The organism is Streptomyces sp. AM 2-1-1, assembly GCF_029167645.1.
In the GTDB taxonomy this organism is placed as follows: domain Bacteria; phylum Actinomycetota; class Actinomycetes; order Streptomycetales; family Streptomycetaceae; genus Streptomyces.
This window is the reverse complement of the sequence record NZ_CP119147.1, coordinates 4,329,176-4,353,009: the sequence shown is the minus strand read 5'-3', so window position 1 is coordinate 4,353,009 and position 23,834 is coordinate 4,329,176. Positions and strand designations below refer to the sequence as shown.

Annotated in this window: 15 protein-coding genes; 6 read left to right on the top strand and 9 right to left on the bottom strand. The window is 69.5% G+C overall.

Going from position 1 to position 23,834, the window contains the following annotated elements; genetic code table 11:
- Positions 1-72 precede the first annotated feature (72 nt).
- Positions 73-417 carry an ArsR family transcriptional regulator gene (locus tag PZB77_RS19010; protein ID WP_275493804.1) on the top strand — a complete coding sequence of 115 codons (345 nt, stop codon included), beginning with the start codon at positions 73-75 and terminating at the stop codon, positions 415-417.
- 151 nt (positions 418-568) lie between these two features.
- Here PZB77_RS19010 and PZB77_RS19005 read toward each other — a convergent pair whose 3' ends face one another.
- From PZB77_RS19005 to PZB77_RS18995, 3 genes are all read right to left on the bottom strand, one after another.
- Positions 569-1,771, bottom strand: a complete 1,203-nt coding sequence (locus tag PZB77_RS19005; protein WP_275493803.1) for a cytochrome P450 — start codon at positions 1,769-1,771, stop codon at positions 569-571.
- A 314-nt stretch (positions 1,772-2,085) separates the two neighbouring features.
- Entirely contained in the window at positions 2,086-2,778 is a 693-nt protein-coding gene (locus PZB77_RS19000; RefSeq protein ID WP_275493802.1) for an HAD family phosphatase, read from the bottom strand.
- Positions 2,775-3,764 (bottom strand): AfsA-related hotdog domain-containing protein, encoded by a 990-nt coding sequence (locus PZB77_RS18995; RefSeq protein ID WP_275493801.1) that lies wholly within the window; start codon positions 3,762-3,764, stop codon positions 2,775-2,777. The genes PZB77_RS19000 and PZB77_RS18995 overlap by 4 nt, the downstream gene beginning before the upstream one ends.
- A gap of 575 nt (positions 3,765-4,339) precedes the next feature.
- Here PZB77_RS18995 and PZB77_RS18990 point away from each other — a divergent pair.
- The 5 genes from PZB77_RS18990 (at position 4,340) to PZB77_RS18970 (ending at position 10,930) form a co-directional block, all read left to right on the top strand.
- Complete coding sequence (locus tag PZB77_RS18990; protein ID WP_275493800.1) at positions 4,340-6,073, top strand: RNA ligase family protein; 1,734 nt, start codon at positions 4,340-4,342, stop codon at positions 6,071-6,073.
- On the top strand, positions 6,073-8,613 hold the full coding sequence (locus tag PZB77_RS18985) for an RNA repair domain-containing protein (RefSeq protein WP_275493799.1): 2,541 nt from the start codon (positions 6,073-6,075) through the stop codon (positions 8,611-8,613). The genes PZB77_RS18990 and PZB77_RS18985 overlap by 1 nt, the downstream gene beginning before the upstream one ends.
- Before the next feature lie 113 nt (positions 8,614-8,726).
- Complete coding sequence (locus PZB77_RS18980; protein WP_275493798.1) at positions 8,727-9,143, top strand: PLDc N-terminal domain-containing protein; 417 nt, start codon at positions 8,727-8,729, stop codon at positions 9,141-9,143.
- 91 nt (positions 9,144-9,234) lie between these two features.
- Positions 9,235-9,729 (top strand): GNAT family N-acetyltransferase, encoded by a 495-nt coding sequence (locus tag PZB77_RS18975; protein WP_275493797.1) that lies wholly within the window; start codon positions 9,235-9,237, stop codon positions 9,727-9,729.
- Between the two features lie 229 nt (positions 9,730-9,958).
- Positions 9,959-10,930: an ABC transporter substrate-binding protein gene (locus PZB77_RS18970; protein ID WP_275493796.1), complete on the top strand. Its 972-nt coding sequence runs from the start codon at positions 9,959-9,961 to the stop codon at positions 10,928-10,930.
- Positions 10,931-11,179: 249 nt separating this feature from the next.
- Here PZB77_RS18970 and tuf read toward each other — a convergent pair whose 3' ends face one another.
- The 6 genes from tuf to rpoB form a co-directional block, all read right to left on the bottom strand.
- Positions 11,180-12,373, bottom strand: coding sequence for an elongation factor Tu (gene tuf, locus PZB77_RS18965; protein ID WP_266705279.1), 1,194 nt, complete (start codon positions 12,371-12,373; stop codon positions 11,180-11,182).
- A gap of 158 nt (positions 12,374-12,531) precedes the next feature.
- Positions 12,532-14,658, bottom strand: coding sequence for an elongation factor G (fusA, locus tag PZB77_RS18960; RefSeq protein WP_275493795.1), 2,127 nt, complete (start codon positions 14,656-14,658; stop codon positions 12,532-12,534).
- A 39-nt stretch (positions 14,659-14,697) separates the two neighbouring features.
- Entirely contained in the window at positions 14,698-15,168 is a 471-nt protein-coding gene (rpsG, locus tag PZB77_RS18955) for a 30S ribosomal protein S7 (protein WP_219611728.1), read from the bottom strand.
- Between the two features lie 2 nt (positions 15,169-15,170).
- A complete protein-coding gene (gene rpsL / locus PZB77_RS18950) occupies positions 15,171-15,542 on the bottom strand; it encodes a 30S ribosomal protein S12 (RefSeq protein WP_003948652.1) in 372 nt (123 codons plus the stop codon).
- Positions 15,543-16,138: 596 nt separating this feature from the next.
- Complete coding sequence (locus PZB77_RS18945) at positions 16,139-20,038, bottom strand: DNA-directed RNA polymerase subunit beta' (RefSeq protein ID WP_275493793.1); 3,900 nt, start codon at positions 20,036-20,038, stop codon at positions 16,139-16,141.
- Positions 20,039-20,167: 129 nt separating this feature from the next.
- Positions 20,168-23,653, bottom strand: coding sequence for a DNA-directed RNA polymerase subunit beta (gene rpoB / locus PZB77_RS18940; protein ID WP_275493792.1), 3,486 nt, complete (start codon positions 23,651-23,653; stop codon positions 20,168-20,170).
- Between the last annotated feature and the right edge of the window lie 181 nt (positions 23,654-23,834).

Genomic DNA, 23,834 nt, shown 5'->3' with positions numbered 1-23,834 from the left:
AGGTCCGACGCAAGCAGTACCTTGGAGGTGCCGCGCGGAGCGGCGACCAGACCCGTACGGGAGGAAACCGTCATGCCGGACACCGAAGGGCACCCCGACCGCGAGGAGATCGACTTCCAGACAGTGCTCAAGGCCCTGTCCGACCCGATGCGCCTGCAGGTGATCGCCACCCTCGCCGGTGAGCCGGAGGGCACCGAACGCACGTGCACCTCCTTCGGGCTGCCGGTCTCCAAATCCACCCGGACCCACCACTTCCGCATCCTGCGCGAGGCGGGGCTCGTCCAGCAGGTGGACCGCGGGAACAGCCGCAGCGCCCAGTTGCGGCGCGAGGACATCGAGGCCCGTTTCCCGGGACTGCTCCGGCTGATCACCCAGAACGCGCCCCTCCCCCCGCTCCAGGAGCTCCTGGCGCACTGACGGTCCCGGCCTCGCCTCTCCCGGCCGGGGAACCCCACCCGGCCGACGAGCACCGCAGGCGCCGGGCGGCGGCAGGCGGCAGGGGCACGGCAGCGCCGTGCCCCTGCCGTGCCCCTGTTCCGCCCCTAGCTCTCCACCGGCGCTCCCGGCGCTACCACCGCACCGGAAGTGCGGTGGGGCGACGGAGGATCACGCCGCTGTCCCAGGGCAGGGTGGCCGGATCGGCGTCCAGGGTGAGCGTGGGGAACTCCGCCGCCAGGGCGGTCAGCAGTTCCGCGATCTCCATCCGGGCCAGCGCGGCGCCCATGCAGTGGTGCATCCCGTAACCGAACTGCAGGTGCCGCCGCCCCGTGCGGTCGACGTCGACGGTGAGCGGGTCCGCGAAGACCTCCGGGTCGCGGTTGGCACGGAAGGCGTCGGGATAGACGACGTCGCCCTCCTCGATGAAGCCCCCGCTGATCTCCACGCGCTCGCTCGCCACCCGGGGGAAGGCGGAGATGTTGCCCAGCGGGATCAGCCGTATGAGCTCGTCCACCAGCCGGTCGGCCACCTCCGGCTCCTGGGCCAGCCGCTGCCAGAGGGCCGGCCGGCAGAGCAGGACGTACAGGATCTTCGAGGCGACCGAGAGGATGTTCTGGTCGGCGCCGAGCACCGAGCCCAGCAGGATGCCGATCAGCTCGGCGTCGTCGAGCGGCGGCTCCACCGAGCCCCGGGCGGCCACGAAGCGGTCGATCAGCCCGCCCTCGGCACGCGGCCGGGCGCCCGAGACGAGTCCGGCTAGATAGGTGTACAGCTCGGTGAAGTCCGCGACCAGTCCGGGCACGTCCTCGTGCGAGGCCACCTGGACGGTGTGGCCCAGCGGACGGTAGTACGCGATGTCCTCGTCCGGGATGCCGAGGAACCGCCCGTTCACCTCCGCGGGCAGGGTGTCCAGCACGGTACGGAAGAGGTCGGGGCTCTCCTCGGCCCTCAGCCGGGCGATTTTCCCGGCCAGCAGTTCCCTGACCACCGGGCGCAGCTTGTCCACCCCGGCGGCGCTGTAGTCGGCGTTCACGAAACCCCGCATGCGCGCGTGGTCCGGGGCGTCGAGGTTGAGCAGGAGCTCCTTCGGCATGATCGTCGGAAGGAAACTCGGGCCGTCCTCCACATTGGTGACGGTCCGGCCGAACTGCGGGCCGGTGAGCACCCGGTGGACGTCCACGTAGCGAGTGACGTGGAGCGCGGTGTGTCCGCTGGGGAGAGTGATCTGCGGAATGCCGCCGGCGCTGCGTTCGGCCATCGGCACGAAAGTCGGTTGCGGATCGACGTGCGGAATGCCTTCCACCGTCGTCGGTGCGGTGGTCGATGTGGTCACGAGGACTCCAGGAAAACGAAGGCGGACGGGGTGGTGAAAGCGAGGGAGACGTCCCGGGAGAGCGCACGCGTGCGGGACGCGGGGAAAAGTGGTGCACGCGCGCAGAGGGCGCGTGGCGGGAAATCGGGCAGGGACCGAAAGGGGTGCGACGGGATCACTGCGGCGACGGGAGTGTCATTCTCCGGAAATGCGGCAGAAGCCTCGTGTACGAGACGGGCGAGGAGATCCGGGCGATCCGCTTTCACGTCCCTTTCACAGCTCTTTCACGCAGCTCTTTCACGCAGCTCTTTCACGGGGCTCTTTCACGCAGCTCTTTACGGCAACGGGCAGAGGCGGACACCGGTGACGGCACTCAGCTCGCGCAGGGCCTGTCCCGTCTCGCGGAAATGCACGGTCGTCCAGCCGGCCGCTTCGGCGGCGCGGCAGTTCTCCTCCAGATCGTCGACGAGCACGCAGTCCTGGCCCTCCGTTCCCGCCAGGCGTTCGGCCAGGGTGAAGATCTCGGGCTGCGGCTTGCGCACCCCGTGCACACAGGAGTCGACGACCGGGTCGAACGCGCCCTCGGGCCCGATCAGCGGGCGCCAGTACGGCTCCCACTCCTTGACGTTGTTCGACAGGACGGCGACGCGCAGACCCTCGTCCCGCAGGGTCCGTGCCGCCCCGGCCACGGCGACGTTGGCCTCGACCCCCTCGAACCACTGGCGGCCGAAGTGCGCCCAGTCGGCCAGGGACTGGTCGAGACCGGGCCAACGGCTCCGCAGCGCCGACGAGATCCTGCCCGCCCACTCCGCCTCCGCCATTCGGCCGAGTTCGACCGGTTCGAGGGGCGGTACCCCCAGCTCCCTGCCGACGTCCCCCAGCGCCGCCGCCATCTGCGCGGGGCCGATCCCCGTCTTCTTCTCGAAGGCGAGGAACAGGTCGTCCAGGGAGGGTGACAGCACACCGCCGAAGTCGAACCAGACCGTCCGGCGGGGGTGCCCCGCACCTTCGCGCTCCGGCCCGCTCACGCGGTGGCCATTCGGAGGCCGCGGTCGGCGAGGCCGCCGCAGAGTCTGCGGTTCAGGCGCATCCGGCCGGTGGCGACCGAGCGGTCCCCCTGGACCAGCGCCAGGTCCACGGTCACGCCGGACTCCTCCAGCGCGTGCACCTCGGCCCGGCAGTCCGTCGCCGGCTCGAACTCGGCGACCTGCAGGAAGTCGATGCGCAGTTCCTCCGTCACGAGGCCCCGGGGCGCCAGACCGTGCACCTCGCTCGCCGCGTACAGCGCGGTCTGGCGGAACGCCTCGTACATCACCGCGCCGGATATGTGGTCCAGCGCGTGATCGAAGAGGCCGGGGTGGTCACGGTCCACGACCACGTGGCCGGTGACCAGCGCACCGTCCCGCTCCGCCTGGGCGAGGACCACGTTGTGGGCCGAGCGCCGTCCCACCAGGTACGTGGGCAGTCGCAGGCCGGTGAGGTGCGCCCGCGGAGTCAGGTCGAGGCCCGACCGGGTGCGTTCGCGGAGCGCTTTCCAGGTACGGCGCGGCATCCACCGGCACTCCAGCCGGGCGCTGACGGCCGGCCTGCCGTCGATGTCGGCGCGCACCTCGTAGACCGCTCCGTAGGCGCGGCCCTTGCGGCTCCTCGTCCCGGCGATGCGGAAGTCGATCGACATGCGCCCGGGCCGGGGGCCGATCCGGAGCGCTTCGAAGTCCAGCACGTCCAAGGCGGCGGCGTCGAAGACGTAGGCCGAGTCGTCGGGCGCCTCCAGGTAGACCGAGGAGGCGAGGATGCCGCACTGCCGCAGCACTTCCATCAGCAAAAGGGGGTCGTAGAGAGCGGGACTGACCGTGTGGTCGCTGTAGTAGGCGTGCGTGCGGGGGAGTTGGGCCGCGATGCGGACGCCGTTGCCGTGCGGACGGTGGTCCGTCAGGAAGACCTCGGCCACGGACTCGCGATGGACCAGCTCCCGGGAGACGGTGGTGGAGTAGTCGAGTTCAATTTCCGGCATGACGCTTCCCCTCGGAACCGAGACTCAGGTACGAGAAGGACGATACCTATCCTTCCGGCTTCCCCCCGGTGACGATGGGCTCATTTTTAGTCACCATGGCGCGTATGTGACCCTCCCCCTCTCCACTCGAATGCCAGGTCACAGCGGTGACCCACGGGACGGATGTGGACTGCGTCACAATTTTTCACCGGGTCTTGTGCGGTTTTTCCGCCCCGTCGGCCGAATCGGCGCCCCGCGAAGCGGAAATCGCCCGCATTGCCCGGGGAGCCACCGACCCGTGCGCGGGAATGAGCAATCCCCCCGGCACATGGACGAAACGGAGTGATCCCCGGGAATGGCCCGGAAAAGAGGATGCTTCGACCGCTCCGCCGTCACGCCGTCGTCATAAGGGATTTACCTTGCGGCAGTGTGCGGAATGCGCGGACCGGCGATGACGGAAGTACCGGCGGCGGGCGCGCGCACCACTACGCCGGCGGACGGTCCGCGCGCCCGCCCGCCGTCGGAAAATCCGTGGAGTTCCCGCCGCCCCCCTGCCTACAGTGGCGATCGGAGCGTCACCACCGGGGGGCAGGAGCATGCGTACGCACTATCCGCGCACCCCGCACCTGCCCTGGTCGCCCGGGGCCACTTCCGACGACGTGCGGGTGGTGGACCTGTCGGTCCTCGCCGGGCGCGAGGTCGTCGTGACGGAGAAGCTCGACGGCGAGAACACCACGCTCTACGCGGACGGGCTGCACGCCCGCTCGCTGGACTCCGTCCACCACCCCTCGCGGGGCTGGGTCAAGGCCCTCCAGGGGCGGGTGGGTTCCCGCATCCCGGCGGGGTGGCGGATCTGCGGCGAGAACGTGTTCGCGCGCCACTCGATTCCGTACGACCGGCTGGACGGCTTCTTCTACGGCTTCTCCGTCTGGGACGGTGACCGCTGCCTCGGCTGGGACCGCACCACCGCCTTCCTCCGCGAACTGGGCATCCCGGTGCCGCCGGTGCTCTGGCGCGGGGCGTTCGACCCCCGGGCGGAGAAGGCGCTGCGCGGACTCACCCTCGACACCGGGCGCCAGGAGGGGTACGTCGTGCGCCCGGCCGGAGCGTTCGGGGCCGAGGAGTTCGGGCGGGCCGTCGCCAAGTGGGTCCGGCCGGGGCACGTCACGACGGGCACCCACTGGATGCACGCGGCCGTGGTGCCGAACACGCTGGGCCCGTCCGCCGCCCTGTGGAACGTCCGCTCCGGGGGCGCCGTCGACGCGGAAGGCCTCGGCGAGGCGCTCGCCCTCCCGGTGCCCCACGACGCGGCGCCCGAGGACGCGGCGCCCCCGTCCGGGGCCGCGCACCCTCCCGACGCCCGTACCGCGGTGGCGATGGGCGCGGCCGCCGGCGCCACGGGCTCCGGCGCCTTCGGCGACGAACGGCTGGACGGCGTCCTGGCGGGGCTGCTGCACCGCGACCGCCGGTCCGGGATCGCGCCCCGGCTCGCCCCGGTCCTCGGCATGTCGCAGGCCGTCCGGGTCGCCGATCTGGTGGGGCTCCACCGCTCCCTGCACCGCCCGTACCCGGACGAGGAGCGCCGGACCGGCCTGACCCGGATGTCCTGGGCCGCCGGCCTGCCGGCCCTGCACGCCCTCGCGGCCGCCACCGCCCCGACCCCGGCGGCACGCGAACAGGTCGCGTGGTCCGCGCTCCACGCGGAGGAGGTGCGCGAGCCCGCCGGGCTCCGCGAGGTGTTCGACGGCCTGGAGCCGGATGCCGCCGACCGCTGCCGGGCGCAGGCCCGCGAGGCGTACGCGCGGGGCCGGATCACCACCGCGGACGAGGCGGTCCCCGCCACCTGGCGGTGGCGGTCGGGCGAGTTCCCGCGCCTGGTGCTGCTCTGCGGACCGTCCGGCAGCGGGAAGAGCACGTACGCCCGGGCGTTGCCCGGGGTGAGCACCTACATCGCCCTCGACGACCTGCGGGAAGCGCGGGGCGACCGGGCCGACCAGAGCGCCAACGCCGAGGTGGTGCGGGAGGCGGTCGAACGGCTGGAGCGCGCGTTGCTGCCCGGCTCGACCACCGTCTGGGACGCCACCTCCCTCACCCCGGGACAGCGCTCACTGGTGCACGGCGTCGCCCGCGGGCGGGACGCGCTCGTCACGCACGTGGCGGCGCTGGTGGACACGGCGGAGCTGGCCCGGCGGAACGCCACCCGTACCCATCCCGTACCGCCCCCGGTGCAGGAGGCGCAGGCGCGGCGGTACGTCCCGCCCTACCCGGGCGAGGCGCACCGGACGTGGTACCTGGGTGCGAGCGGCACGGTGGAGGCGAGGGCGGTCTGATGCGGACCAGCGACGAGATCTACCACCGGATCCGGTGGGACGCCCGCTTCGATCCGGCGCGGTTCGTGATCGGGGTCGCGCAGCGCGGCCGGGAGCCGAAGCGGGTGCCGCTGCCGCGCTTCACGCCGGGCGGGGAGGTCCCCTGGCACCGGGTGCTCTTCTTCGAGGCGGACGGCGAGGTGGTGTGGGACCGCGCCACCGGTGTGGACCGGGTGGACACGGGGCCGGCGGGCCGGGTGCGGGAGGAACGGCTGCTGCCGTCACCGTACTTCGCGGCCCGGACGCCGCACGCGTGCGGCGGCGGTGGGACGTGGGAGCCGGTCCAGGCGGCCGGGCGCCCCGGCCCGTCCGGGCGCGGGCCGAGCGGGCTGAGTGTGCTGACGTGGAACACGCTCTGGGACCGGTACGACGGCGAGCGCATCGCCACCGCCCGCCGCCGTCCCCTCCTGCTCGACGCGCTGCGGGAGGCCGACGCGGACGTCATCGCCCTCCAGGAGGTCGAACCGCCGCTGCTGGAGCTGCTGGCGGGCACCGGATGGGTGCGGGCGGAGTACGCGTTCGGCGCCGCCCCGGACGGGCGCGACGTCGCCGACTGCGGGCTGCTGCTGCTCAGCCGGCTGCCCGTGCGGGAGGCCGGATGGCACGCGCTGGGCCGGCACAAGGCGGTCGCCGCAGTCGTCGTGGAGACGGCGGGCGGGCCCGTCACCGTCGCGGTCACCCATCTCAGCAGCGACCACTCCCCCGAGGGTGCGGCCCGCCGCGACCGTGAACTCGCCGATCTCGCCACGGGGCTGGCCGGTCTCGAAGGCGACCTCCTGCTGGTCGGCGACTTCAACGACGGCGGCCCGAACCCGCAGGCGCGGCTCGGTCTCCCGGACGCCTGGACGGAGGTCCGCGGGCCCGACGACGCCACCCCGACCTTCGACCCCTCGGTGAACCCCCTCGCCGCCGTCGGCTCACTGACCGGACGGGCCTCCCGCCTGGACCGGGTGCTCTTCCGCTCGCCACGGCTGCGCCCAGCGCGGGCGGAGCTGGTGGGCGACGCGCCGGACGCGACCGGGCTCTACGCCTCGGACCACTTCGGCGTACGGGTCGGGTGGGTACCGGTCGACGGGGCCCCGCCCGGGACACGTTCGCCGACCGGGAAGACCTCCGGGTGCGGCTCCGGGGAGGCCGGAGCCGGGAAGACCCCGGCGGCACCGGCGGGCTCAGCGGCATCGGCGGGCTCGGCGGCATCGGCGGGCTCGGCGGCATCGGCGGGCTCGGCGGCATCGGCGGGCTCGGCGGCATCGGCGGGCGGGGAAGCCGGGGTCGCCGCCGAGAAGCTGGTGCGCCGGGTGGCGCGGGCGCTGCCCGGCGCCCGCGTGCACCTCGTCGGCTCGCGCCGGACGGGCGGCGCGCTGCCCGGCGCGGACGTGGACCTGGTGGCGGTGGTGCCCGCACCGCTCGGCGCCCGGGCGCTGGGCCGCCGGCTGCCGGACGCCGAGGAGGTGCGCGAGGTGGTCGGGGCCAGGGTGCCCGGGCTGCGTTTCCGCCTCGGCGGCCTGCGGGTGGACCTGGTGACGGTGGTCGCGGACGGCCGGGACCCGGCGCGGGCCGTCGGACGGCGCGAGGAGTGGGGTGCGGCGGCGGCCGTCGCGCTGAGCGCGGTGAGCGACGCGGAGGCGGTGCTCGCCGCCACGGCCGCGTACCGCGGGGCGTTCACCGGCCTCGCCCACGACGTCAAGGCGTGGGCGCGGGCGCGGGGGCTCGACTCGGCGCCCTTCGGCGGGCTGCCGGGGCTCGCCTGGACGCTCCTCGCGGCCCGGACGGCGGGCGAGGCGGCCGCCCGGCCCGCCGCGTCCGCCACCCGGTCCGCGTGCGCCGCCCAGCCCGCCTCCGCCACCCACCCCGCTCCCGCCACTCACCCGGACCAGGTCTCCCGGGCGGAAGGGCCGACCCGCACGGCGCTGCTGCGGCGCTTCTTCGCGGGGTGGGCGGCGTGGGACTGGGACCGCCCGGTGGTCCTCTCCGGTGCCGATCCCGCCGACTGCTCCGCTCCCCCGGCCTCCCGCGAGGGCGGCGACGCCGTCACGGTGCTGACCCCGACCGCGCCGGTACGTTCCTGCACCACCCAGGTGTCGGTGGCGGGCCGGGAGCTGATCGCCGAGGAGCTCTACCGCGGGTGGGAGCTGCTGGAGTCGGTGGCGGACGCCGACCCCGTCCCGTACGCCCGGCTGTGCGCCCCACCGCTCCCGCACCCGCGCCACACCGCCTGGGCGCTGGTCTCCGTGGGCGAGGGCGAGGACGAGGGCCGCTTCCGGGGCCGCCTCCTGACACTCCTCGACGCGCTCGCCGCGTCCGGCTCCCCGGACACCCGCGCCTGGCCCCGCCCGGTCGCCGGGGACGCGGCACCCGGCCAGGGCTTCGTCCGGTACGCCATCGGGCTCGGCGCCACACCGCCCGACGCGCAGCGCCTCTCCGATATCGGCGCCGAGATCCTCCGCGGGCTGCCCGGTGCCCGGGTGCACCGCACGGTGACCCCGCCCCCGCCGGGCTGAGCCGCCCGGCCCGCGCCCGACCGCTTCCCCTCTCGCGTGGCCGACTTCCCCGACCGGACGCAGGATGGATGCTCCCGGGGGTGGCACTGCTACAGCTCCGACAGGAGAGAGCGATGAACGACGGCGTCTACCTGGCCTACGACTATCCGGTCCTCGGAGCGTTCTGGACCGCGATGTGGGTCTTCATATGGGTCCTGTGGCTGGTGCTCCTCTTCCGGATCATCGCCGACATCTTCCGCGACGACGACATGGGTGGCCTGGCCAAGACGGTCTGGCTCCTCGTCGTGATCTTCCTGCCGTACATCGGCGTCTTCGCCTACGTCATCGCGCGCGGGCGGGGCATGGGCTCCCGCGAACACCGGCACGCCAAGGACCAGCAGCACGCGTTCGAGACGTACATCCGCGAGACGGCCGGCGGTAGCGGCGGCCTGACCCCGGCGGAGCAGATCTCGAAGCTCTCCGAGGTCCGGGCACGCGGCGACATCTCGGACGAGGAGTTCCAGCGGGCCAAGGAGAAGATCCTCGCCTGACGGCGCTCCCCTCGCGGCGGCGGGCCCGGCATACGTGCCGGGCCCGCCGCCGCGCCGCGTACCGCTCCTGCGCGGCGTAGATACTTGACGGATGAACAACAGCACCCTGCCCGCAGTCGCCGCCGCCTGGGCCCTGCGTCCCGCCCTGCCCGGTGACATCGAGACCATCGCCGAGCTGCGCGCCGTCGTCCTGCGGCCGGACCTGGAGCGGCTCGGCCGGTACGACGAGCACCGGGTCCGCCAGCGGCTGCGCGACACCTTCGTACCGGAGCACACCTCGGTCATCGAGGTCGACGGTGCCTTCGCCGGAAGCGTCACCCTGCGCCCCACCGAGCAGGGCCGGTGGCTGGAGAACTTCTACCTCTCCCCCGGCCTCCAGGGCCTCGGCATCGGCACCGCCGTCCTGCGCACCCTGCTCACCCGGGCCGACGAGGCGGGCGCGGAGGTCCGGCTGATCGTCGTTCGGGGGAGCGCCGCGCGGCCGCTGTACGAGCGGCACGGCTTCGTCGAGGAGTCCCGGGACCCGGTCGACGTGTACATGGTCCGCCGACCGGTCCGCAACGCGTCGGCGGCGGTCGCCGTCTGAGACGGCGGAACTGCGGAACGGCCGGGACGGGCAGTCCCCGCCGGAACGGCAGCCGGGCGGACCGGGTGATGGGGTTCGAACACGGGGATGACCCCGCCCGGATCATGGGCAGGCTCCCGCCGCCCGCGCCTGGCGCCCCCGGTGGTCCGGGCGACCGGAATCACGCATTCCACGCACGTACGTGCGTACGAATGAGGCTACTGTCGCGGGGAGCGAGTCAAGGAGAAGCATGAACACCCGCATCCGGACCGGTGCACTCGCCGGCATAGCCTCCGCCCTGCTGCTGGCCACCGCCTGCACGGCCGACGGAACGGCCGCCTCCGTCTCGGTCGAGGGCAAACTCGGCGTGGCGAAGATCAAGGGGAAGCCGCGGACGGTCGTCGCACTCGACAGCGCCAGTGCCGACATCGCGCTCTCGCTCGGCTTCGAGCCGGTGGTCATGCCCGCGGCGGAGGGAGTGGCCGGCGGCATCGCGCCCTGGACGAAGGCCGCCCTCTCCGGGAAGCGGCCGCGCCTGCTCCCGGCCGGCGGCGACGTGGTCGCCGAGGTCGCCTCGTACAAGCCCGACGTCATCCTGGCCGCCCGGGACCGCACTCTCGTCCCGGAGTACGACGCCCTGTCCGCCATCGCGCCCGTCGTGCACTACCTCAAGGGCCCCGACGAGGACCCCTGGCAGACGAGCACCCGCATCATCGCCAAGGCGCTCGGCGTCAAGGACGTGGGCGAACAGCTCATCACGGCCGCCGAGCAGACCGCAGTGGACGCCCGCGCGGTCTTCCCCGCCATCGTCGGCACCCGCTTCAGCCTGCTGGTCAACCCCATGCCGCACGGCGTCGGCGCGGTGAAGTCGCGCGAGGACACCTCGGCGCGCGTCCTGCGCAAGCTCGGGGTCAAGCTGGACGCGCGCACGTCCCAGCTCCCCGACTCCAGCCTCCCCTCCCGCACCTATCTCGACTACGCCGACGTGGGCCTGGCCGACACCGACGTCGTCCTCGCCGCCGGCACGACCGACACGCTCGGCACCCTGGAGAAGACCCCCGCCTTCCGGACGATGCCGGCCGTCACCGACGGCCGCTACATCCCCCTGGACCCCGCCGCGGCCCAGGCCCTCGCGGAACCGACCCCGCACAGCGTCGAATGGGCGGTCGCGGAGCTGGCTCCGAAGATCAACGCGGCGGCCCTGGCCGCCCGGCAGCGCTGACGGCCCCGCCGCCGGGCCGCACCCCGGCCCGGCGGCGATCCGGCACCGCCCCGGTCCGGCCCGGGAAGAAGGCCCCGTACGCAGCCCGTACAAGAACAAGCCCCGAACAAGAAGAAGGCCCGTACAAGAAGAAGGCCCGTACAAGAAGAAGGCCCGTACGAGAAGAAGGGCCCCGTCCCACCGCTCGCGCGGTGGGACGGGGCCCTTCTCGGTGCTCAGTGAGGAGCAACCAGGTCAGACCTCAAGCAATTACTTGATGATCTTGGTGACCTGGCCGGCGCCCACGGTCCGGCCACCCTCACGGATGGCGAACTTCAGGCCCTCTTCCATGGCGACCGGCTGGATCAGCACGACGTTCATGATGGTGTTGTCACCAGGCATGACCATCTCGGTGCCCTCGGGAAGGGTCACGACGCCCGTTACGTCCGTGGTACGGAAGTAGAACTGCGGGCGGTAGTTGTTGAAGAACGGGGTGTGACGGCCACCCTCGTCCTTCGACAGGATGTAGGACTGGGCCTCGAACTCGGTGTGCGGCGTGACCGAACCGGGCTTGATGATGACCTGGCCGCGCTCGACGTCCTCGCGCTTGATGCCACGGAGGAGCAGACCGACGTTCTCACCGGCCTGGCCCTCGTCGAGCAGCTTGCGGAACATCTCGATGCCGGTGACCGTGGTGGTGGTCTTCTCCTGCTTGATGCCCACGATGTCAACGGTCTCGTTGACCTTGAGGACACCACGCTCGATGCGGCCGGTGACGACGGTGCCACGACCGGTGATCGTGAAGACGTCCTCGATCGGCATCAGGAACGGCTTGTCGACGTCGCGCTCGGGCTGCGGGATCGACTCGTCGACGGCGGCCATCAGGTTCAGGACCGACTGGCCCCACTCCTTGTCGCCCTCGAGCGCCTTGAGCGCCGAGACCTTGACGACCGGCAGGTCGTCGCCCGGGAACTCGTACTCGGAGAGGAGCTCACGGACCTCGAGCTCGACGAGCTCCAGGATCTCCTCGTCGTCCACCATGTCGGCCTTGTTCAGGGCGACGACGATGTACGGAACGCCGACCTGGCGGGCCAGGAGCACGTGCTCCTTGGTCTGCGGCATCGGGCCGTCGGTGGCGGCGACCACGAGGATGGCGCCGTCCATCTGCGCGGCACCCGTGATCATGTTCTTGATGTAGTCAGCGTGACCCGGGCAGTCGACGTGCGCGTAGTGACGCGACTCCGTCTGGTACTCGACGTGCGCGATGGAGATCGTGATTCCACGCTGACGCTCTTCGGGAGCCTTGTCGATCTGGTCGAAGGCCGAGGCCTCGTTCAGGTCGGGGAACGCGTCGTGCAGCACCTTGGTAATGGCGGCCGTGAGGGTCGTCTTACCGTGGTCGATGTGACCAATGGTGCCGATGTTGACGTGGGGCTTAGTCCGCTCGAACTTCGCCTTCGCCACTGGGTCCTCCTGGGGAGTGGTTCTGTACGCCTTGCTTCATCGGCGCCAGGTGATCTTTGCTGGGATGCCGGAACCCGGGGCATCCGCCGCAGTGCTCGCGCGCTGCGACGATGCCCACCAGGCTCCGGTGACAAGCCTAAAGCGTGAGCTCGGGAGAGTTACTCGCCCTTGGCCTTCGCGATGATCTCCTCGGCGACGTTCCGCGGAACCTCGGCGTAGGAGTCGAACTGCATCGAGTAGCTTGCGCGACCCGAAGTCTTGCTGCGGAGGTCTCCGACGTAGCCGAACATCTCCGAGAGGGGCACGAGGCCCTTCACGATGCGAGCACCGTGGCGCTCCTCCATGGCCTGGATCTGGCCACGGCGGGAGTTGATGTCGCCGATGACCTCACCCATGTAGTCCTCGGGCGTGGTGACCTCAACGGCCATCATGGGCTCGAGAATGACGGGAGAAGCCTTGCGCGCGGCCTCCTTGAAGGCCTGCGAACCGGCGATCTTGAACGCGAGCTCCGAGGAGTCGACCTCGTGGTAGCCACCGTCGAGAAGAATGACGCGGACGCCGGTCATCTCGTAGCCGGCCAGGATGCCGAACTGCATGGCCTCCTGCGCACCCGCGTCCACCGAGGGGATGTACTCCCGGGGGATACGGCCACCGGTGACCTTGTTCACGAACTCGTAACTGGCGTCGCCGCCCTCGATCGGCTCGATCGCGATCTGCACCTTGGCGAACTGACCGGTACCACCGGTCTGCTTCTTGTGGGTGTAGTCATGACGCTCGACGGTCTTGCGGATCGTCTCGCGGTACGCGACCTGGGGCTTGCCGACGTTCGCCTCGACCTTGAACTCGCGACGCATGCGGTCGACGAGGATGTCGAGGTGGAGCTCGCCCATACCACCGATGATGGTCTGGCCGGTCTCCTCGTCCGAGTGAACACGGAAGGAGGGGTCCTCCTCCGCGAGACGCTGGATGGCTACACCCAGCTTCTCCTGGTCACCCTTGGACTTGGGCTCGATGGCGACCTCGATGACCGGTGCCGGGAAGTCCATGGACTCCAGGATCACCGGGTTCTTGTCGTCGGACAGCGTCTCACCCGTCGTGGTCTGCTTCAGACCCATGACGGCGACGATGTCACCGGCGCCCACCGACTCGATCTCCTCACGCTTGTTCGCGTGCATGCGGTAGATCTTGCCGATGCGCTCCTTCTTGCCCTTGACGGAGTTCAGCACCGCGGTGCCGGCCTCCAGGCGACCCGAGTAAACCCGGATGAAGGTGAGCTTACCGAGGTGCGGGTCGCTCGCGATCTTGAAGGCGAGCGCGGCGAGCGGCTCGTCGACGGACGGCTTGCGGGTGATGACCTCGTCGGCGTTGTTGACCGCGTGGCCCTCGATGCCCTCGACGTCGATCGGCGACGGCAGGTAACGGACGACCGCGTCGAGCAGGGGCTGGACGCCCTTGTTCTTGAACGCGGTGCCGCAGAACACCGGGCTGATCGTCGTGTCCCCACCCTTGCCGGAGGCAATGGTGATGCGACGGACGGCCGCGTAGAGCTGCTCCTCGGTGGGCTCGGTGCCCTCGAGGTACAGCTCCATCAGCTGGTCGTCGTTCTCGGCGACGGTCTCGACGAGCTTGCCGCGGTACTCCTCGGCCAGCTCCTGGAGGTTGGCCGGGATGTCGACGACCTCGTACATCTCGCCCTTGGACGCTTCGGCCGTCCAGACGAGGGCCTTCATGCGGACCAGGTCCACAACGCCCTCGAAGTCGGCCTCGGCACCGATCGGCAGCTGCATCACGATCGGGGTGGCGCCGAGGCGGTCCACGATCATGTCGACGCAGCGCAGGAAGTCGGCGCCGGTCCGGTCGAGCTTGTTGACGAAGCAGATGCGCGGCACGCCGTAGCGGTCCGCCTGACGCCAAACGGTCTCGGACTGGGGCTCGACGCCGGCAACGCCGTCGAACACGGTCACAGCACCGTCGAGGACGCGGAGCGAACGCTCCACCTCGACGGTGAAGTCCACGTGGCCGGGGGTGTCGATGATGTTGATCGTGTGATCGACATCTTCGAGGGGCCAGTGACAGGTCGTCGCGGCGGACGTGATCGTGATGCCGCGCTCCTGCTCCTGCTCCATCCAGTCCATCGTGGCAGCGCCGTCGTGGACTTCACCGATCTTGTAAGAGACACCGGTGTAGAACAGGATCCGCTCAGTGGTGGTCGTCTTGCCCGCGTCGATGTGGGCCATGATCCCAATGTTGCGGACCTTGGCCAGGTCAAGCGAAGTGGTAGCCATAAGGCTTCAGTCTTCTCTCGGTCTCGATGTGGGTAACGACTACCAGCGGTAGTGCGCGAAGGCCTTGTTGGACTCGGCCATCTTGTGGGTGTCCTCGCGCTTCTTGACGGCCGCACCGAGGCCGTTGGAGGCGTCGAGCAGCTCGTTCATGAGGCGCTCGGTCATGGTCTTCTCACGACGGGCGCGGGAGTAACCGACGAGCCAGCGCAGGGCGAGGGTGGACGCGCGACCGGGCTTGACCTCGATCGGCACCTGGTAGGTGGCGCCACCGACACGGCGGGACTTGACCTCAAGGGCGGGCTTGACGTTCTCGAGCGCGCGCTTCAGCGTGATGACCGGGTCGTTGCCGGTCTTCTCGCGGAGGCCTTCCATAGCGCCGTAGACGATCCGCTCGGCGGTGGAACGCTTGCCGTCGAGCAGGATCTTGTTGATCAGCGACGTGACAAGAGGAGAGCTGTAGACCGGGTCGATGATGACCGGGCGCTTCGGGGCGGGGCCCTTACGAGGCATTCTTACTTCTCCTTCTTGGCGCCGTAGCGGCTGCGGGCCTGCTTGCGGTTCTTGACACCCTGGGTGTCAAGGGAGCCGCGGATGATCTTGTAGCGAACACCCGGCAGGTCCTTCACACGGCCACCACGCACGAGCACGATCGAGTGCTCCTGCAGGTTGTGTCCCTCGCCCGGAATGTAGGCCGTGACCTCGATGCCGGAGGTCAGACGCACACGCGCGACCTTACGGAGCGCCGAGTTCGGCTTCTTCGGGGTGGTCGTGAAGACACGCGTGCAGACGCCGCGGCGCTGGGGCGAGCCCTCGAGCGCGGGCGTCTTGTTCTTCTCGACCTTGTCCTGCCGGCCCTTCCGGACCAGCTGCTGGATCGTAGGCACTACTTCTCCGGTTTCTGTGTGCCGTTCGTTGAAACTAACCTGGAACATCGCCGACCCACGCGGTCGGGTGTGTCGAATACTGCAAGCCTCTGCCGGAAAACAACGGATGAGGCGCAGATTGCGGTGGCCTTGTCCGGACCCGGCCTGCGGCTGAAGACACGCATACCGAGCCCAGGCACACCCCAGGCACAAGGCTTGAGCGTACCTACCTCATCGGCTCGGGTCAAAACAAATGGAGCGCGGCCGGACGCGCGGGCGTCGTCGCCCGGACGGGGACACCCCCCGGCGGACGGCGCGACGCCCGATCCATGGCGTTTACACGCACGTTCTCCGGCGCCTGGAGCGGGAAAACCCCTGGCCGCAGGGGGTGGGGCGCTTCCCGCAGGAGGTGGCGCCGACGCGCACCCGCGGCCCGGGATGAGTTTCCTCACCCTCCCCGCGCAGGCCCCGGTGACAGGCCCCCGAAGCACCGCGCGGGCCGCCCGCGGCCCCGGCGCCCAGGGCCTCGCCCGACGCGGCGTGCACCCCGCGCACAACGCCGCAGGGCGGCCACCCCTCCCGGGGTGACCGCCCTGCGGTGCGATCAGACGACTCGCTTACTGGTTGTACGGACCGTAGTCGTAGTCCTCCAGCGGAACGGCCTGGCCGGAGCCGGTGCCGAACGGCGAGTAGTCGATGTCGTCGTAGCCGACGGCCGAGTACATCGCGGCCTTGGCCTCCTCGGTCGGCTCGACCCGGATGTTGCGGTAGCGGGCGAGGCCCGTACCGGCCGGGATGAGCTTACCGATGATGACGTTCTCCTTGAGGCCGATCAGGGAGTCCGACTTGGCGTTGATCGCCGCGTCGGTCAGGACCCTGGTCGTCTCCTGGAAGGACGCCGCCGACAGCCACGACTCGGTGGCCAGCGAGGCCTTGGTGATACCCATCAGCTGCGGACGGCCGGAGGCGGGGTGACCGCCCTCGGTGACCACACGACGGTTCTCGGTCTCGAACTTCGAGCGCTCGACGAGCTCGCCCGGCAGGAGTTCCGCGTCGCCGGACTCGATGATCGTCACGCGGCGGAGCATCTGCCGGATGATGATCTCGATGTGCTTGTCGTGGATCGACACGCCCTGCGAGTTGTAGACCTTCTGGACTTCGCCGACCAGGTGGACCTGGACCGCACGCTGGCCGAGGATGCGCAGCACGTCGTGCGGGTTGGTCGCACCGAAGGTCAGCTTCTGGCCGACCTCCACGTGGTCGCCCTCGCGGACGAGCACCTTGGAGCGCTTCGAGATCGGGAAGGGAGTCTCTTCGCTGCCGTCGTCCGGCGTGACGATGATCTTCTTGGTCTTCTCGGTCTCTTCGATCCGGATGCGGCCAGCGGCCTCGGAGATCGGAGCGACACCCTTCGGCGTACGGGCTTCGAAGAGCTCGACGACACGGGGCAGACCCTGGGTGATGTCGTCACCGGCCACACCACCGGTGTGGAAGGTACGCATCGTCAGCTGGGTACCGGGCTCACCGATGGACTGGGCGGCGATGATGCCGACCGCCTCACCGATGTCGACCAGCTTGCCGGTGGCGAGCGAGCGTCCGTAGCAGAAGGCACAGGTGCCGACCGCGGACTCACAGGTCAGGACCGAACGCGTCTTGACCTCCTCGACACCCGCGTTGACGAGGGCGTCGATGAGCACGTCACCGAGGTCCACGTTGGCCGGCGCGATGACCTTGCCGTCGATGACGACGTCCTCGGCCAGCATGCGGGCGTACACCGAGGTCTCGACGTCGTCCGTCTTGCGCAGGACACCGTCCTCGCCCTTGACGGCGATCTTCAGCTTGAGGCCGCGGTCGGTGCCGCAGTCCTCCTCGCGGATGATCACGTCCTGCGAGACGTCCACCAGACGACGGGTGAGGTAACCCGAGTCGGCGGTACGCAGCGCGGTGTCGGCCAGACCCTTACGGGCACCGTGCGTGGAAATGAAGTACTCGAGGACGGTGAGGCCCTCGCGGAACGACGCCTTGATGGGACGCGGGATCGTCTCGTTCTTGGCGTTGGACACCAGACCACGCATACCCGCGATCTGGCGCATCTGCATCATGTTTCCTCGGGCACCCGAGTCGACCATCATGAAGATGGGGTTCACCTTGGGGAAGTTCGCGTTCATCGCCTCGGCGACCTCGTTGGTCGCCTTGGTCCAGATCGCGATGAGCTCCTGCGTGCGCTCGTCCTTGGTGATCAGACCGCGCTCGTACTGCTTCTGGACCTTCTCGTCCTGCTCCTCGTAGCCGCGCACGATGGCCTTCTTGGCCTCGGGCACGACGATGTCGGAGACCGCGACGGTCACACCGGAGCGGGTCGCCCAGTGGAAACCGGCCGCCTTCAGGTTGTCGAGCGTCGCCGCCACGATGACCTTGGGGTAGCGCTCGGCCAGGTCGTTGACGATCTCGGAGAGCTGCTTCTTGCCCACCGAGTAGTCCACGAACGGGTAGTCCTCGGGCAGCAGCTCGTTGAAGAGCGCGCGGCCCAGGCTCGTACGCAGACGGAAGGTGTCACCCGGCTGGTACTCGGGCTCGCCCTCCTCGGCGACCGGCGGCACCCAGCCACGCGGCGGGATGGTGCCCACCGGGAAGCGGATGTCGACCTTCGCCTGCAGCGACAGCTCGCGGGCGTCGAAGGCCATGGTGGCCTCGGCCGTGGAGCCGAACGCGCGGTCCGTGCCCTTGACGTTGCGGCCCTCTTCGTCCGTGGTGAGGAAGAAGAGACCCAGCACCATGTCCTGGGTCGGCATGGTGACGGGGCGACCGTCGGCCGGCTTCAGGATGTTGTTCGAGGACAGCATCAGGATGCGGGCCTCGGCCTGCGCCTCCGCGGAGAGCGGCAGGTGCACGGCCATCTGGTCACCGTCGAAGTCCGCGTTGAACGCGGTGCAGACGAGCGGGTGGATCTGGATGGCCTTGCCCTCGACCAGCTGGGGCTCGAAGGCCTGGATGCCGAGGCGGTGCAGGGTGGGCGCACGGTTCAGCAGCACCGGGTGCTCGGCGATGACCTCTTCGAGGACGTCGTACACGACGGTGCGGCCACGCTCGACCATGCGCTTCGCCGACTTGATGTTCTGCGCGTGGTTCAGGTCCACCAGGCGCTTCATCACGAACGGCTTGAAGAGCTCCAGCGCCATGGCCTTCGGCAGACCGCACTGGTGCAGCTTGAGCTGCGGGCCGACGACGATCACGGAACGCGCGGAGTAGTCCACGCGCTTGCCGAGGAGGTTCTGACGGAACCGGCCCTGCTTGCCCTTGAGCATGTCGCTCAGGGACTTCAGCGGACGGTTGCCGGGGCCCGTGACCGGGCGGCCACGACGGCCGTTGTCGAACAGCGCGTCGACGGCCTCCTGGAGCATGCGCTTCTCGTTGTTCACGATGATCTCGGGGGCACCGAGGTCGAGAAGGCGCTTCAGGCGGTTGTTGCGGTTGATCACGCGACGGTACAGGTCGTTCAGGTCGGAGGTCGCGAAGCGGCCACCGTCCAGCTGCACCATCGGACGCAGGTCCGGCGGGATGACCGGCACGCAGTCGAGCACCATGCCCTTGGGCTTGTTGCTGGTCTGCAGGAACGCGGAGACGACCTTGAGGCGCTTGAGCGCGCGGGTCTTCTTCTGGCCCTTGCCGGAGCGGATGATCTCGCGCAGGCGCTCGGCCTCTTCGTCGAGGTCGAAGGACTCCAGGCGCTTCTGCAGCGCGGCGGCGCCCATGCAGCCGTCGAAGTACGTGCCGAAGCGGTCACGCAGCTCGCGGTAGAGCAGCTCGTCGCCCTCGAGGTCCTGGACCTTGAGGTTCTTGAAGCGGCTCCACACCTCGTCGAGACGGTCGATCTCGCGCTGCGCACGGTCGCGCAGCTGCTTCATCTCGCGCTCGGCGCCCTCGCGCACCTTGCGGCGCACGTCGGCCTTGGCGCCCTCGGCCTCCAGCTCGCCGAGGTCGGTCTCGAGCTTCTTGGCGCGGTTCTCCAGGTCGGAGTCGCGACGGTTCTCGACCTGCTGACGCTCGACGGAGACGTGGGCCTCCAGCGACGGGAGGTCGCGCGTGCGGCGCTCCTCGTCGACGAACGTGATCATGTACGCGGCGAAGTAGATGACCTTTTCGAGGTCCTTCGGCGCGAGGTCCAGCAGGTATCCGAGGCGCGACGGGACGCCCTTGAAGTACCAGATGTGGGTGACGGGAGCGGCGAGCTCGATGTGGCCCATCCGCTCACGGCGCACCTTGGCGCGGGTGACTTCGACGCCACAGCGCTCACAGATGATGCCCTTGAAGCGGACACGCTTGTACTTGCCGCAGTAGCACTCCCAGTCCCGGGTCGGACCGAAGATCTTCTCGCAGAAGAGTCCGTCCTTTTCGGGCTTGAGCGTGCGGTAGTTGATGGTCTCCGGCTTCTTCACTTCGCCGTGGGACCAGGTCCGGATGTCGTCCGCGGTGGCAAGGCCGATCCGCAGCTCGTCGAAGAAGTTGACGTCGAGCACTTGTCGTCAATCCCTCTTTCGGGGGTTCGAGCCCCTCGCCGTCAAGCGAAAAGATGGGGCACTTCAGTAATGGTCTGAACGGGTCCCGGGAGGGCCGGCCGGATCACGTGGATCCGGCCGGCCTACCCGTCAGACCTCTTCGACGCTGCTCGGCTCGCGCCGGGACAGGTCGATACCGAGTTCCTCCGCCGCGCGGAAGACGTCCTCGTCCGTGTCGCGCATCTCGATGGACATGCCGTCCGAGGACAGCACCTCCACGTTGAGGCAGAGCGACTGCATTTCCTTGATGAGCACCTTGAAGGACTCGGGGATGCCCGGCTCGGGGATGTTCTCGCCCTTGACGATGGCCTCGTAGACCTTCACGCGGCCGGTCACGTCATCGGACTTGATCGTCAGCAGCTCCTGGAGTGCGTACGCGGCGCCATAAGCCTCCAGCGCCCACACCTCCATCTCACCGAAGCGCTGACCACCGAACTGAGCCTTACCACCGAGCGGCTGCTGGGTGATCATGGAGTACGGGCCGGTCGAACGAGCGTGGAGCTTGTCGTCGACCAGGTGGTGCAGCTTGAGGATGTACATGTAGCCGACCGAGACCGGCTCCGGGAACGGCTCGCCGGAGCGGCCGTCGAACAGGTTGGCCTTTCCGGTGGGCTGCACCAGGCGGTCGCCGTCGCGGTTCGGGATCGTGGCGTTGAACAGGCCGGAGATCTCGTCCTCGCGCGCACCGTCGAAGACGGGCGTGGCGACGTTGGTGCCGGGGGCGACCTGGTCCGCACCGATGGCCTGGAGCCGCTGGGCCCAGTCGTCGGCGAGGCCGGAGACGTCCCAGCCGCGGCTGGCGAGCCAGCCGAGGTGGATCTCCAGGACCTGTCCCGGGTTCATTCGGGACGGGACACCCAGCGGGTTGAGGATGATGTCGACCGGGGTGCCGTCCTCCAGGAACGGCATGTCCTCGATCGGCAGGATCTTCGAGATGACGCCCTTGTTGCCGTGACGGCCGGCGAGCTTGTCACCGTCGGTGATCTTGCGCTTCTGCGCGACGTAGACGCGGACCAGCTGGTTCACGCCCGGCGGCAGCTCGTCGCCCTCTTCGCGGTCGAAGACGCGGACGCCGATGACCTTGCCGATCTCACCGTGCGGCACCTTCAGCGAGGTGTCGCGCACTTCGCGCGCCTTCTCACCGAAGATCGCGCGGAGCAGGCGCTCCTCGGGGGTCAGCTCGGTCTCGCCCTTGGGCGTGACCTTGCCGACGAGGATGTCGCCGGCGACGACCTCGGCACCGATACGGATGATGCCGCGCTCGTCGAGGTCGGCGAGGACCTCTTCGGAGACGTTCGGGATGTCCCGGGTGATCTCCTCCGGGCCGAGCTTGGTGTCACGGGCGTCGACCTCGTGCTCCTCGATGTGGATCGAGGAGAGGACGTCGTCCTGCACGAGGCGCTGCGACAGGATGATCGCGTCCTCGTAGTTGTGGCCCTCCCACGGCATGAACGCCACGAGCAGGTTCTTGCCCAGGGCCATCTCACCGTTCTCGGTGGCCGGTCCGTCGGCGAGCACCTGGTCGGCGACGACCCGGTCCCCCTCGGACACGACGACCTTCTGGTTGACCGAGGTGCCCTGGTTGGAGCGCATGAACTTGGCGATGCGGTACGTGGTGTACGTGCCGTCGTCGTTCGTGACGGTGATGTAGTCCGCGGAGACCTCCTGGACCACACCGTCCTTCTCGGCCTTCAGCACGTCACCGGCGTCGGTGGCGCAGCGGTACTCCATGCCGGTGCCGACGAGCGGCGCCTCGCTCTTGATGAGCGGGACGGCCTGACGCATCATGTTCGCGCCCATGAGGGCACGGTTGGCGTCGTCGTGCTCCAGGAACGGGATCATCGCGGTGGCGACGGACACCATCTGGCGCGGCGAGACGTCCATGTAGTCGACCTCGGCCGGCGGCACGTAGTCGACCTCACCGCCGCGGCGGCGGACCAGGACGCGGGCCTCGGTGAAGCGCAGCTCGTCGGAGAGGGTCGCGTTCGCCTGGGCGATGACGAAGCGGTCCTCCTCGTCGGCCGTGATGTAGTCGACCTCGTCGGTGACCTGGCCGTCGGTGACCTTGCGGTACGGCGTCTCGATGAAGCCGAACGCGTTGACGCGGCCGTACGAGGCGAGCGAACCGATCAGACCGATGTTCGGGCCTTCAGGGGTCTCGATCGGGCACATGCGTCCGTAGTGGGACGGGTGCACGTCTCGGACCTCGAAGCCGGCCCGCTCACGGGAGAGACCACCCGGGCCGAGCGCCGACAGGCGGCGCTTGTGGGTGAGACCCGACAGCGGGTTGTTCTGGTCCATGAACTGCGACAGCTGGCTGGTGCCGAAGAACTCCTTGATGGAGGCGACGACCGGCCGGATGTTGATCAGGGTCTGCGGCGTGATCGCCTCGACGTCCTGGGTCGTCATGCGCTCACGCACGACGCGCTCCATACGGGCGAGACCCGTACGGACCTGGTTCTGGATGAGCTCGCCGACGTTGCGCAGGCGGCGGTTGCCGAAGTGGTCGATGTCGTCGGTCTCGACGACGATCGAACGTCCGGACTCACCGACCGTCTCGAGCTCACCGGCGTGCAGCTTCACCAGGTACTTGATGGTGGCGATGATGTCGTCGCTGGTGAGGACACCGGCGTCGAGCGGCTCGTCCGCGCCGAGCTTCTTGTTCACCTTGTAGCGGCCGACCTTCGCGAGGTCGTAGCGTTTCGGGTTGAAGTAGAGGTTCTCGAGCAGCGTCTGAGCGGCCTCGCGGGTCGGCGGCTCGCCCGGGCGCAGCTTGCGGTAGATGTCGAGCAGCGCGTCGTCCTGGCCCTGGGTGTGGTCCTTCTCCAGGGTGGCGCGCATCGACTCGTACTCGCCGAACTCCTCGAGGATCTGCTCGGTGGTCCAGCCGAGCGCCTTCAGGAGGACGGTGACCGACTGCTTGCGCTTGCGGTCGATGCGGACACCGACCATGTCGCGCTTGTCGATCTCCATCTCCAGCCAGGCACCCCGGGAGGGGATGATCTTGGCGGAGTAGATGTCCTTGTCGGACGTCTTGTCGATCGAGGAATCGAAGTAGACGCCGGGGGAACGGACCAGCTGCGACACCACGACACGCTCGGTGCCGTTGATGACGAAGGTGCCCTTGTTGGTCATGAGCGGGAAGTCGCCCATGAAGACCGTCTGCGACTTGATCTCGCCGGTCTCGTTGTTGGTGAACTCGGCGGTGACGAAGAGCGGGGCGGCGAAGGTGAAGTCGCGCTCCTTGCACTCGTCGATCGAGTTCTTCGGGGGCTCGAATCGGTGGTCGCGGAACGTGAGCGACATCGACCCGGAAAAGTCCTCGATCGGCGAGATCTCCTCGAAGATCTCCTCCAGGCCGGACTTGGTGGGGACGTCTTGTCCACTGTCCAGAGCAGCCTCGACGCGAGCCTTCCAGGCGGCGTTGCCGAGGAGCCAGTCAAAGCTCTCGGTCTGCAGCGCGAGGAGGTTCGGAACCTCGAGGGGCTCCTTGATCTTTGCAAAGGAGATGCGCAGCGGGGCGGTGCTGGCACCGTGGTTCGTATTCGCGGTCGAGGCGTTGCGCGAGGCGGCCAAGAGGGGGTCCTTCCGAGGGCTCGGACTCACTACGCGCGTACCGGTCCCATGCCGACACGAAGACGGAAATCCCAGCTCTGGGAAATCTGTCGTCGATGCTCAAGCGTGGACATGCCCCTGGTGACGGGCAGGAGGCAGCTAACAGGCAGCGCAAAGGGACAGTGTAGCCAAACGGCACACT